Here is an 11,528-nt window from a genome sequence, read left to right as displayed (position 1 = left end):
TTGGCAAACAGGGCGGGCAATTGCGGCCCAAGCGCCACCCGTGCGGCACCGGTGAGCGTCGCGAAATCGATAATCAGCATCGGGTTCTTCTCGGCCGCCAGCGCAATGGCATCGCACAGCACCAGCCGGCCTTCGGCATCGGTGTTGGTGATCTCCACCGTCTTGCCGGCGCGGGTGCCGATGATGTCGCCGGGGCGCATGGCATTGCCGGCAATGGCATTCTCCGCCGCCGGGATGATCAGGTGCAGCCGTACGCGCAGGTTCCCCTGAATCACCAGCTTGGCCAGCGCCAGCGCGTGCGCTGCGCCGCCCATATCTTTCTTCATTAGCGCCATGCCGCCGCCCGGCTTGATGTTCAGCCCGCCGCTATCGAAGGTGATGCCCTTGCCGATGATGGCGACAACCGGATGCGCGGCATCGCCCCACACGGCTTCGATCAGGCGCGGCGCGTGGGCGGCGGCGCGGCCAACGGCGTGGACGGCGGGGAAATTCTGATCGATCAACGCTTCGCCGGTGGTCACCTGCACCTCGGCTTGGCTGCCCAGCGCGTCGATCACCGCTTTGGCCAGTTCGGCCGGGCCCAGATCGCTGGCCGGCGTGTCGATCAGATCGCGCACCAGCGCCACGGCTTCGGCTTCACTGGCCGCCGCCGAAATCGCGCCCAGGCTGGTGGTCGTCAGCACGCGCGCACCCTTGGCTTCCAGGCGGCGGTAACGGCCAAAGCGATGTTGGGCGAGGCACCAGCCCAGCCCTGCCTGGCCAAGTTCACCGGCGAGTGCAAAACGTCCGGCCGGCAATTTCTCTGCGGGGGTTGCCAGCGCCCATGGCCCTAACGGGCCTTCCGCCACGCCTGCCACAACGAACCAATCGGCCGGGCCATCGCCGGGCAGAATGGCAATGCTGTCGGGTGCGGCCTTGAAATCCTGCGCCGCCACGGCCACCCGCACCCGCTCACTCTGCGTGGCCAGCCAGCCATCCAGCCCGGCCTTCGTCACCGGGATCAGCGGCACCGATGGCTGTCCATCGGTGGGGGCAAGCAGCGCGGCAAAATCGGTCAAATCTTCACCCCGAACAGGTCGGCCTCGTCGGCATCCTCGATCAGCGTGGTGATGAGGTCGCCGGGCTGCACGCCGGTGCAATCGCGCAGGTGCACCATGCCGTCGATTTCCGGCGCGTCATATTTGCTGCGGCCCGATGCGCCACGTTCATCGTCCACTTCGTCGATCAGCACTTCGATGGTTCGGCCGATCTTGGCGGCGAGGCGCGCTTCCGAAATCTGCGATTGCAGCGCCATGAAGCGGTGCCAGCGTTCTTCCTTCACCGCTTCCGGCACGGCACCCGGCAGCGCATTGGCCTGGGCGCCGTCCACCGCTTCATATTTGAAGCAGCCGGCGCGATCGATCTGCGCCTGTTCCAGCCAATCCAGCAGATACTGGAAATCCTCCGCCGTCTCGCCGGGGAAGCCGACAATGAAGGTGGAACGGATGGCGAGATCGGGAACAATGCTGCGCCATTTCTGGATGCGTTCCAGCACCTTCGTTTCGTTGGCCGGGCGCTTCATGGCTTTCAGCACGGCCGGAGAGGCATGCTGGAATGGGATGTCGAGATAGGGCAGCACCAACCCTTCTGCCATCAGCGGGATCAGATCATCCACGTGCGGATAGGGATAGACATAGTGCAGCCGTACCCAGGCTCCGGTTTCGCCGAGCGCGCGGGCTAGATCCTGGATATGGGCGCGCCGATCGACGCCGCCGAGCGAAGAGGTGGCATGCTTCAGGTCCACACCATAGGCCGACGTGTCCTGGCTGATCACCAGCAATTCCTTGGCGCCGGCCTTCACCAGCGCTTCGGCCTCGCGCAGGATCGCGGCCGGCGGCCGGCTGGCGAGACGACCGCGCAAGCTGGGGATGATGCAGAAGGCGCACGTGTGATTGCAGCCTTCGGAAATCTTCACATAGGCATAATGGCGCGGCGTCAGCTTCAGGCCGGCATCGGGCACCAGATCAACGAACGCCGACCGCACGGGCGGCGCGGCCTCATGCACGGCCGAAACCACGGCTTCATACTGCTGCGGCCCGGTCACGGCGAGCACATCCGGGAAACGTGCGCGGATGGCATCGGCTTCGTGGCCCATGCACCCCGTCACGATCACCTTGCCATTTTCGGCAATGGCCTCGCCAATGGCTTCCAGGCTTTCGGCCTTGGCTGAGTCCAGAAACCCGCAGGTGTTCACGATCACCACGTCTGCCCCGGCGTAATCGCCTGACAGCGCATAACCATCAGCGCGCAGCTGGGTGAGGATGCGTTCGGAATCGACCAGCGCCTTGGGGCAACCCAGGGACACCATGCCCACGCGCGGGGCCGTATCAAGGTTCAATGTCATCGCGCGCGCCGTGCGCTGTTTGGCCAAAAAGTGCAAGTGGGCAGCAGGCGCTACCGCCCGCCGACGGGCGTCTCCAACTAGCGCCCGCCAATGACTCTGGCCGGATCCACGGGCGTGCGCCCGCGCCGCAGTTCAAAATGCAGCTGCGGTTCCGCCACTGCGCCCGACTGGCCGGCGCGCGCAATCGCTTCGCCCGCCTTCACCCGCGCGCCGCGCGTCACCAGCAGCGCTTCATTATGGGCATAGGCGGAAACCCAGCCGCCGGCGTGCTTCACCAGCAGCAGATTGCCAAAGCCGGGGATCGCATCGCCGGCATAGGCCACCACGCCATCGCCGGCCGCGCGCACCGCCTCGCCCGCGCTGGCCTTCAGATTGACGCCATCATTGAAGCGGCCGCCCGGTTTCGGGCCGAAACCGGAAATGATGCGGCCTGGCAGCGGCCAGCGGAAGGCCGGCGCCGTGCCCGTAACGGCGGGAAGCGGGGCCGGCCGCGGCTCGCCGGTCGCACGCGGCACCGGGCCATTCGCGGCGGGCTGGCCGCCGGTCATCACGTCGTCAATGGTGATTTCAAAGGCGCGGGCGCGCTGTTCCAGTGTTTGCGGCGCCGGGCGCGGGGTTGGTGTCAGCACCGGCGTCAGCCGCAAGCGCTGGCCAACGCGCAGCACGAACGGCTCCTGCAATTTGTTGAGCGCGATCAGGTCGCGCCAGGCCAAGTCATAGGTGCGCGCGATGGCGATGCCGGTCTCGCCGGCCTTGACGACATGAAAGCGGCCTTCCGGCGAAACGATCGCCGCCGGCATCACGCGGCGGGCCACCCAATCGGTGCGGGCCGGCGGCGCGGTCACGCGCGGCGGCGGTGTGACCGGCTTGGGCTGCGCTGGCCTTGCCACCTGGCGTGGCGGCGGGCGAGTCGTCGGCTCAGGCCGGCCAATCATACAGCCCGACAGCAGCGCCGCCGCGGCCGCTATGCCGGCAATTGCCCGAAGTGAACGCCTAACCATACCAAGCTGATAGCGGCGACAGCACAGCATGGAAAGCGTGACGCGGCAGGCGAGTGGAGGCGTCACGGCATAAATATTAACCAAATATTTGCCATTATGAACAGAATGTAAGACATTCCGATCGTTGCCGAACCTTCGTTCGGCATGTGTGGGGGAAATGAAAATGCAGATCCGCCTTGCTCTGGCCGCCGCGACAATGCTCGCTGGCGTTGCTGCCGCTCCGGCTCAGGCCGCCATCGGCTATGCCGATACAGTGCTCGATTATTTCAACAGTGGCGCGGGGCCGTTCCCTGGCCCCTATGGCGGCACCTTCCCGGGCAGCTTCCCGGTGCCGGTGTCGACCAGTGTGGTGCTGAACGGGCCAATGAGTCCCGCCGATTTCTTGTCGCAGCCACGGGGCAGCTTCGTCACGGTCGGCTTTACCGATGAAACCGTGATCGACGGGGCTGGCAACGACATCTTCATCAGCGAAGTGGGCGCCAGCGGTGAACGGGCCGACATTTTCGTGTCACGCAACAACATCAATTTCGTTTTCCTCGGCACGGCCGCCGACGACAGTGTGACCGCCTTCGATCTGGCCAGCATCGGCTGGACCGGGGCCGTGGTGGCCGTGAAGATCGTTGGGCTGGACAATTTCGGCGGTTCGCCTGGCTTTGACGTCGATTTCATCCAGGTGCTGCCGGGCAGCATTGGCGAGGTTCCGGAACCGGCCAGTTGGGCGATGCTGATCGCCGGCTTTGGCCTGGTGGGCGCATCCCAGCGCCGCCGTCGCACCAGCGTCGCGGCCTGAACCAGAAACGACGCACGAGGAGCGGCGACGGCGCGACCCGTCGCCGCTTTTCGTTTCTCAGCTCTCGGCCAGATCGGCCAATGCCGTCTTCAGCCGGCTGATCGATTGGTAGTGCGTCATGTCCAGATGCAGCGGCGTTACCGAAATCGCCGCTTCGTGCATGGCCTTCAGATCGGTCTCATGGCCGGGCGCCGGCTTTTCCTTGCCGAAACCGTGCCAATAATAGGGAAAGCCGCGCGGATCGATGCGCTTCACCAGGTGGATATTGCCATAATCGCGGAAGCCCTGCTCGGTGACGCGCACGCCCTTCACGTCGGCGGCCAGCACTGGCGGGAAGTTGATGTTGATCAGAACACCATCGGGCCATTCGGTGGCGATCACCCGGCTGATGATGGCCGCGCCGTGCGCCGTGGCACAGCTGAAGTCTTCCATGCCCGCAGTGTAATCCATCATTACCTGGCTCAATGCGATGGAGGGGATGCCGGCCAGGCAGCCTTCCATCGCCGCCGAAACGGTGCCGCTGTACGTCACATCCTCGGCCAGATTGCCGCCGCGGTTGACGCCGGACAGGATCAGATCGGGCTTGTGATCCTCCAGTACCGCGCCCAGCGCCAGCATCACGCAATCGGTGGGCGTGCCGCGCACGGCAAAGCGGCGCGGGCTGATCTCGCGCAGCCGCACGGGCTGGCTCAGCGTCAAGCTGTGGCCGGCACCCGATTGCTCTTCGGCAGGCGCAACCACCCACACATCGTCAGACAGTTCGGCAGCAATCGCTTCCAGCGCGACCAGGCCGGGGGCGTTGATGCCATCATCATTGGTGACGAGAATGCGCATGGGTTCAGGGCTCCAGCCGGTCGATGCCGGCCATGTAAGGCTTCAACACGTAGGGGATGATGACACTGCCATCGGCTTGCTGATAATTTTCGATCACCGCCACCAGCGTGCGGCCCACGGCCAAGCCGGAGCCATTCAATGTGTTCACCGGCCCACGGCTGCCTTTCTCGCCCGCCACCTTCCAGCGCGCGTTCATGCGGCGGCCCTGGAACTCGCCGCAATCGGAAATCGAGCTGATCTCGCGATAGGCGCCCTGGCCGGGCAGCCACACTTCCAGATCGAACGTCCGCCGCGCCGAAAAGCCCATGTCCCCGGCGCACAGCAGCATCCGGCGATAGGGCAGGTTCAGCGCCTGCAAGATGGCATCGGCCGATTCCAGCATGTGCTTGTGCTCAGCCTCGGCCTGTTCGGGCGTGCAGATCGTCACCAGCTCGCATTTTTCGAACTGGTGCTGGCGGATCAGCCCGCGCGTGTCGCGCCCGGCGCTGCCGGCTTCGCTGCGGAAACAGGGGGTGAGTGCTGTCATGCGGATCGGCAGGGCCGCGGCATCGACGATCTCGCCGGCGACTAGGTTGGTCAGGCTCATCTCGGCGGTGGGGATCAGGTAACGGCCGTCGGTAGTCTGGAACAGATCCTCGGCGAACTTGGGCAAGTTACCGGTGCCGAAGGCGGCTTCCGGTTTCACCAGATAGGGTGTCGCCACTTCGGTGAAGCCGCGCGCGCCTGTCTGTGTGTCGATCATGTACTGGCCCAGCGCGCGTTGCAGCCGGGCAAGCGGCCCCTTCAGTACTGCAAATCGCGCACCGGCGACACGGGCAGCGGCCTCCGGATCATACCCCAGCTTCGCCGCGACAATGTCATGCTCAAGCGGCGCGAAATCGAACGCGCGGGGGCTGCCCCAGCGCATCACCTCGACATTGCCATGTTCGTCCACGCCATCCGGCACATCGGCGGCAGGTAGGTTGGGCAGGCTGACCAGCAGGGCTTCGGCTTTGTCGCTGGCCGTGCGGGCAGCCTCTTCCAGCGCGGCGATCTCGTTCTTCAGGCAGGCGACTTCAGCCTTCAAGGCCTCGGCCTTTGCACCGTCTTTCGCAGCCATTGCAGCGCCGATTTCCTTCGACGCGGCATTGCGGCGGGCAAGCGCTTCTTGCGCCTTCGTCTCGGCGGCGCGCCGCTCGGCATCGGCGGCCAGCAGCGCATCGGCCGCGTCACTGATACCACGGCGAGCAAGGCCTGCGGCAAAGGCGTCCGGGTCAGCGCGAAGGGCTTTGAGATCGTGCATAATGCGACTGCCTTTGCCTTGGCTGGGCGAAGCGCGCAAGCTGCCCCTTCCATGCGCGCGCGCGCCTGCCTATGGTGGACCCGTGATCGTTTCCTGCCCAAAATGCAGTGCACAATATCGGGTGGCGGTGGGCGTGGTGATGCGCCGGCCACGGTTGAAGTGCGCCGCCTGCTCGCACCGCTGGGTGCCCGCCGAAGAGATTGACGAAGATGAAGCCGTGGCCGCCGTGCAGGAAGAGGCGCGCGCCGCCAGCCTGCCGCCACCCCCGCCGCCCGAACCCGAACCCGAACCCGAACCAGAGCCAGAGCCAGAGCCGGAACCGCCCCCACCGCGCCAGCCGCCGGCCTTGTGGCTGAAATGGCTGGTGGCGATCGTGCTGGGCGCCGCCTTCACCACGGCCTCGGTTGGCTTGTGGGTGGGCCGCATCGATCCCGAAGCCTTGCCCGGCGTGACCGATGCCCTGGCCCAGGTTGCGCCGCCCGCGACGCCGCTGGATGTGAAACTGGAAGGCCGGGTGACGCGTTTGCCCGGCGGCAACGCGCTGCTGGAAGTGACCGGCACCATCTACAACCCCGGCACCAGCAGAGTTGCCGTGCCGCCGCTCGATGCTCGCCTGTTGGTGAACGGTGTGCGCGTGCGCAACTGGACCATCCCGCCACCCGCCGCCAGCGTGGGGCCGGGCAAAACGCTGATCTTCGCATCAAGTCTGACCGACGTGCCGGCCGGGCCGGCGAGTGTGCAGGTGCGCTTCGGGGGCTAGTGTGGACTTGGGCGGCCGCGCGCGCTAGCGTGGTGTTGGGTCGATCAACCAGCCTAGGGGCAAGGCAGTGAGCGAACCGCCATTTGAAAATATCGGCAGCACGCCTTCAGGCAAGGAACCATCCCAAGCGCGCATGGCACAGGGGGTGTCCGCCGCTGCCAGCCTCGTCCAGCAGGCGGCGCTGATTGTCGGCGACATCTCCGACAACATGGGGATTGTGCTGACGACTGCGCTGCTCTTTGCCAACCCAGACCGCAGCGAACTGGTGGTCGATATCGAGGCGCTGGTGTCAGCGCTGCTCACGGCGCGGACCACGGGCCGGGAGGCATCTGCCGCCACATGGCTGCAGGATTGGGCCCGAGACGAAGGGCTTGCCTTCACCCTGCGCCAGCCGGCGGGCACGGCCAATCTTGTCCCCGTGCTGTCGCGATCCGTTGTTGGCCAGGTGCTGCCGCGTGCCGTGGAGATCCGCGATCTTACCATGAGCGGCGAACCCGAACCGCTGGGCCTGCGCCATCTGATGTTTGCGCTGGCCGAACGTCAGGCGGCGCAATGGCCGCCGCTGAAGGATGGCGGCCACCCCTCGTCAGAGAGACTGGCGGCATTGCGCGCTCTGATTGTTGCGCGCACCCGCCGCACGCCGCTGAAAGGTGAGGATGTGGCGGCATGGCAGGCGCTGGTGGCCGAAGGGCCGCCCACTGCGCCACCGCCACCTCCGGCCGAACGCCACGCCCCTGCTGTCCGACAGCCCGGCCACGGTTGATGAACTCGGCCGCAAGCCGCTGGCCGATGCGCTGGCGGCGCGGTTGATGCGATTGCAGCGGGACGAGGCGGCAAGTGCACAGCCCAAGGCGGTAATGGTGCATCTCCACGGGCCGTGGGGATCGGGCAAATCCAGCCTCGTGCGCTTCCTGGAAGACACGCTGACGGCGCAGGACCCGCCGTGGCTGGTGGTGGAGTTCAACGCCTGGCGCAATGCCAGGGTGAAGCCACCGTGGTGGAACATGCTCACCGAATTCAAGCGCGCGCTTGATCGGCGGCTGCCGTGGTGGCGGCGGCGCTGGCTTGATCTGCGCTGGGCCTGGGTGTCGCCATCGGTGGAGAATGGCTACATGGTGGCCGGCGGCCTGCTGGCCCTGGCGGCGGCGGCCTTTGCCGGCAGCACCATCACCGGCGTCATCGAAAAGTGGCAGGGCACATTGGGCGGCATCATCACCGCCACCGGTGTGGCGATCAGCTTCCTGCGCGCGCCGATGCTGGGCGGCCGGCGCGCCGCCGAAAGCTTTGATGCGCTGCGCACCGACAGTTTCCGGCCGTTCATCACCCTGTTCGACATGCTGGCGACGGAATGCCCGTGCCCGGTGCTGATTGTGCTCGACGATTTGGATCGCTGCGATGCCGGCACCGTGACCGACCTGCTGGAAGGCATCCAGACCCTGTTTCGCGGCCAGCCCGTGGTGTTTCTGGCGGTGGCCGACCGTTACTGGATCACCGCCAGCTTTGCCCAGCGCTTCAGCCTGTTTGAAGACGGCGGCGACAAGGCGCGGCCGGTGGGCGATCTGTTTCTCGACAAGATGTTCCAGGTCTCTGTCACCATCCCGGCGCTGCCGGTGGCGGTGAAGCGCGCCTATCTTGGCCGGCTGCTGGGTGCCGCCGAAACCGATCTGCCGGAAGAGGCGCGTCTGCCTGAAACGGCGGTGCGCCACGAGGAGATCCAGGCCGCCATCGCCGCCGCACCCGAAGAACAGCGGCCAGCCCTGCGCGCCCAGGCCGTGGCGCGCCTGTCCACCGCGGCGGCCGACAAGGTGGTGTAGCATCGCCTGCTGCGCTGGGTTTCCTATATCGAGCCCAATCCGCGCGGCATGAAGCGGCTGGTCAATGCCATCGGCATGACTCAGGCGCGCAGCCTGCTGGAAGGGCGTATGGTCGATTTCGATGCGATAGTGCTGTGGACCATCCTGGAACTGCGCTGGCCGCGCGCCGCAGCGGCGATAACGGCCGATCCCACACTGATCGATGCCGAAGGACAGGGGCCGGAAACGCTGCAAGCGGCATGGCGCGATCCGCTGTTCCAGAAAATCGCCGGCGAACTGGATGAAGTGCAGGTGCGCGGCTGATTGGCACGGCCGACGAGGACAGCGATGGCGAAGACGCGGGGGCGGCCTAGATCCCCCGCTTCGGCGCGGCGAACACCCGGCGGATTTCCGGTTCGAAACTTTCCAGGCTGTCCACGTCGTAATCCGGATCAAACGCCGGCGCGTCCCAGCGGTCGACGATCTTTTCTGCCATCTCGAACCACGGTTCACCGCGATATTTCTCGCGGGCGTTCGGGTCCTTGCCCAGGTGCTCGTAATAATAACGGCCCTGGAAATCCTGGTGGTGGACGATGGCGTGATAGATATCGTCGGCCACATAGGGCTTCAGCATTTCACCGGCGATGGCGCCGTGGTTGGGGATGCTGAACAATTTGCCGATATCGTGGCAGAGCGCGGCAACGACTTCCTCGTCGTTGGCGCCGTCGCGGCGGGCCAGCGTGGCGGTCATCAGGCTGTGGACCAACTGGTTGGCGCCAAAGCCGACCTCGATTGCTTCGAGGCGTTTCAGCGAGTCGATGATCTGATCGGCGGCGGCCGATTGCTGGTGCTTCATATGCTCACCAGCGATGTGCATCCAGTCGTCCTTGGTGCCTTCCAGCATGGTCTTGAACATTGCTCGTCTCCCGACTCAGGCCGCGTTTGCGGCCCACGCTACCCGATACTGCTTTCTCAGCGTCACCTTGTCGATCTTGGCCGATCCGAGCTTCGGCAGTTGATCGGCGCTCATCCACAGCTTGGCCGGGATCTTGTAGGCGGCCATGCCGGATTTCAGGAAATCGATCAGCGCATCGGGATCGAGATGCTCGCCCGGTTTGGCATAGACGACAGCGCCAACAATCTCGCCCAGCCGTTCATCGGGCAGGCCGAATACGCTTACTTCGGCCACCGCCGGGTGCGCATAGATCGCCGATTCCACTTCCTGGCAGCTGATATTCTCGCCGCCGCGGATGATGATGTCTTTCTTGCGATCAACGATGAACAGATAGCCTTCGTCATCCAGATAGCCGAGATCGCCGCTGCGGAACCAGCCATCGCCAACGAACGCCGCGGCAGTGGCTTCGGGTTTGTTCCAGTAACCCCGGCAATTGCACACCGAACGCAGGCAGACTTCACCCACCGTTCCGGCCGGCAGCGCATCGCCCACCGGGCCATCACCGGCGGCGATGCGGATTTCCATCAACGGTGGCGCGGACCGGCCCGTTGATGCCGGTTTGTTGCGGTAATTGTCGCGGATATTGCCGGCGCCGACGCCATTGGTTTCGGTGAGGCCATAGCCCTGCACCGGGTGCTTGCCTTCGAACTCCTTGGCCAGCCGCTCGACATGTTCGGGCGGACGCGGTGCGCCGCCGGACGCGATATCGACCAGCAATGACAGATCATATTTGTGGCGGTCGGGATGCTGCATGAGTTCGAGGCTCATGGTCGGCACGCCGACGAAATAGGTGCAGCGCTCCTTCTCGATCAGCCGAAGCGCTTCGCCGGCATCCCATTTGTGCATGATGATCATCTTGCGGCCGATGGCGAAGCTGACCAGCAGCACCGGCACCAGGCCGGTGATGTGGAACAGCGGCACGTTCAGCAGCATCACCTGCTGATCCGCCGGTGCCGCGCCTGACTGGGCCGACAATTCCAGTAGCGCCAGGCCGGTGACCAGATAGTTCATCGATGCCGAAACCTGCGCGCGGTGGGTGGACACCGCTCCCTTGGGCGCGCCGGTGGAGCCCGAAGTATACATGATCGTGCAATCATCTTCGGGCAGCAGTTCGGGAAGATACCACATGGTGTCGGGGCTGGCGGCCAGTTCATCCTCGGAGCGGGCAAAACCCAGCTGGCTGGCCACTTCGCCCGAAGTGCGCACAGTTATGACCTTGGCCGTGCACGACAGGGTGGCGAGGCGGCGGCCGCGTTCCTCGTCGGCGATCACCAGCCGGGCGCCGCTGTCCTCGATGCCATAGGCCATTTCCTCGGCCGTCCACCACGCGTTCATCGGGATGCACACCGCGCCCATATGGGCACAGGCGACATAGGCGATGATCCAATCCGGATAGTTGCGCATGGCGACGCCAACGCGGTCACCCTTGGCGATGCCTTGGCGGTGCTGCAGCATGGCGGCGAATTTCAGCGATCTGGCATAGACCTCGGCAAAGGTCAGGCGTTCCTCGCCGAACACCAGGAACTCCTTGGGGCCGTTCACGGTGAAGAACATCGCCATATATTCGCGCATGGTGGGCGGCGCGGCGGAGAATATCGGCAGCGAGACGCCCTGGACGTTGGCCGTGCCCACGCCCAGCGCACCGCCGGGAGCCGTGATGCCGGCAACGACCTGATCGAGGGCGGCATCGAGCGCGGATTTGGTCAAAGGTCAGTCTCCCAAGGCTGGTG

Annotated in this window: 12 protein-coding genes; 5 read left to right on the top strand and 7 right to left on the bottom strand. The window is 65.5% G+C overall.

Annotated elements, in window-relative coordinates; all coding sequences use genetic code 11:
* From Q7O19_RS07245 to Q7O19_RS07235, 3 genes are all read right to left on the bottom strand, one after another.
* Positions 1 to 1,058 (bottom strand): M17 family metallopeptidase (locus Q7O19_RS07245; protein ID WP_303809569.1); only part of this gene is annotated, 1,058 nt, incomplete at its 3' end.
* A complete protein-coding gene (gene rimO, locus Q7O19_RS07240; RefSeq protein ID WP_303809567.1) occupies positions 1,055 to 2,347 on the bottom strand; it encodes a 30S ribosomal protein S12 methylthiotransferase RimO in 1,293 nt (430 codons plus the stop codon). The genes Q7O19_RS07245 and rimO, both read right to left, overlap by 4 nt.
* 113 nt (positions 2,348 to 2,460) lie before the next feature.
* Complete coding sequence (locus tag Q7O19_RS07235; RefSeq protein ID WP_303809565.1) at positions 2,461 to 3,384, bottom strand: M23 family metallopeptidase; 924 nt, start codon at positions 3,382 to 3,384, stop codon at positions 2,461 to 2,463.
* A gap of 163 nt (positions 3,385 to 3,547) precedes the next feature.
* Between Q7O19_RS07235 and Q7O19_RS07230 the strand changes: the two genes are divergently transcribed.
* A complete protein-coding gene (locus Q7O19_RS07230) occupies positions 3,548 to 4,174 on the top strand; it encodes a PEPxxWA-CTERM sorting domain-containing protein (RefSeq protein WP_303809563.1) in 627 nt (208 codons plus the stop codon).
* Between the two features lie 57 nt (positions 4,175 to 4,231).
* Here Q7O19_RS07230 and surE read toward each other — a convergent pair whose 3' ends face one another.
* Both surE and serS read right to left on the bottom strand, forming a co-directional pair.
* A complete protein-coding gene (gene surE, locus Q7O19_RS07225; RefSeq protein WP_303809562.1) occupies positions 4,232 to 5,008 on the bottom strand; it encodes a 5'/3'-nucleotidase SurE in 777 nt (258 codons plus the stop codon).
* 4 nt (positions 5,009 to 5,012) lie between these two features.
* A complete protein-coding gene (gene serS, locus Q7O19_RS07220; protein WP_303809560.1) occupies positions 5,013 to 6,290 on the bottom strand; it encodes a serine--tRNA ligase in 1,278 nt (425 codons plus the stop codon).
* A gap of 82 nt (positions 6,291 to 6,372) precedes the next feature.
* Here serS and Q7O19_RS07215 point away from each other — a divergent pair, with 82 nt between their 5' ends.
* From Q7O19_RS07215 to Q7O19_RS07200, 4 genes are all read left to right on the top strand, one after another.
* Entirely contained in the window at positions 6,373 to 7,050 is a 678-nt protein-coding gene (locus Q7O19_RS07215) for an MJ0042-type zinc finger domain-containing protein (protein ID WP_303809557.1), read from the top strand.
* A 67-nt stretch (positions 7,051 to 7,117) separates the two neighbouring features.
* Positions 7,118 to 7,813, top strand: a complete 696-nt coding sequence (locus Q7O19_RS07210; RefSeq protein ID WP_303809556.1) for a hypothetical protein — start codon at positions 7,118 to 7,120, stop codon at positions 7,811 to 7,813.
* Positions 7,707 to 8,864 (top strand): P-loop NTPase fold protein, encoded by a 1,158-nt coding sequence (locus Q7O19_RS07205; RefSeq protein ID WP_303809554.1) that lies wholly within the window; start codon positions 7,707 to 7,709, stop codon positions 8,862 to 8,864. Before Q7O19_RS07210 ends, Q7O19_RS07205 begins: the two co-directional genes overlap by 107 nt.
* A 48-nt stretch (positions 8,865 to 8,912) precedes the next feature.
* Positions 8,913 to 9,167 carry a hypothetical protein gene (locus Q7O19_RS07200; RefSeq protein WP_303809553.1) on the top strand — a complete coding sequence of 85 codons (255 nt, stop codon included), beginning with the start codon at positions 8,913 to 8,915 and terminating at the stop codon, positions 9,165 to 9,167.
* A 46-nt stretch (positions 9,168 to 9,213) separates the two neighbouring features.
* Here Q7O19_RS07200 and Q7O19_RS07195 read toward each other — a convergent pair whose 3' ends face one another.
* Together Q7O19_RS07195 and Q7O19_RS07190 are read right to left on the bottom strand one after the other, a co-directional pair.
* A complete protein-coding gene (locus Q7O19_RS07195; protein ID WP_303809552.1) occupies positions 9,214 to 9,759 on the bottom strand; it encodes an HD domain-containing protein in 546 nt (181 codons plus the stop codon).
* A gap of 15 nt (positions 9,760 to 9,774) precedes the next feature.
* Positions 9,775 to 11,505 (bottom strand): class I adenylate-forming enzyme family protein, encoded by a 1,731-nt coding sequence (locus tag Q7O19_RS07190; protein WP_303809551.1) that lies wholly within the window; start codon positions 11,503 to 11,505, stop codon positions 9,775 to 9,777.
* Positions 11,506 to 11,528 lie beyond the last annotated feature (23 nt).

Origin of the sequence: Sandarakinorhabdus limnophila DSM 17366 (assembly GCF_945882885.1) — a bacterium.
Classification (GTDB): Bacteria; Pseudomonadota; Alphaproteobacteria; order Sphingomonadales; family Sphingomonadaceae; genus Sandarakinorhabdus; species Sandarakinorhabdus limnophila_A.
This window is presented reverse-complemented; position numbering and strand designations above follow the sequence as displayed.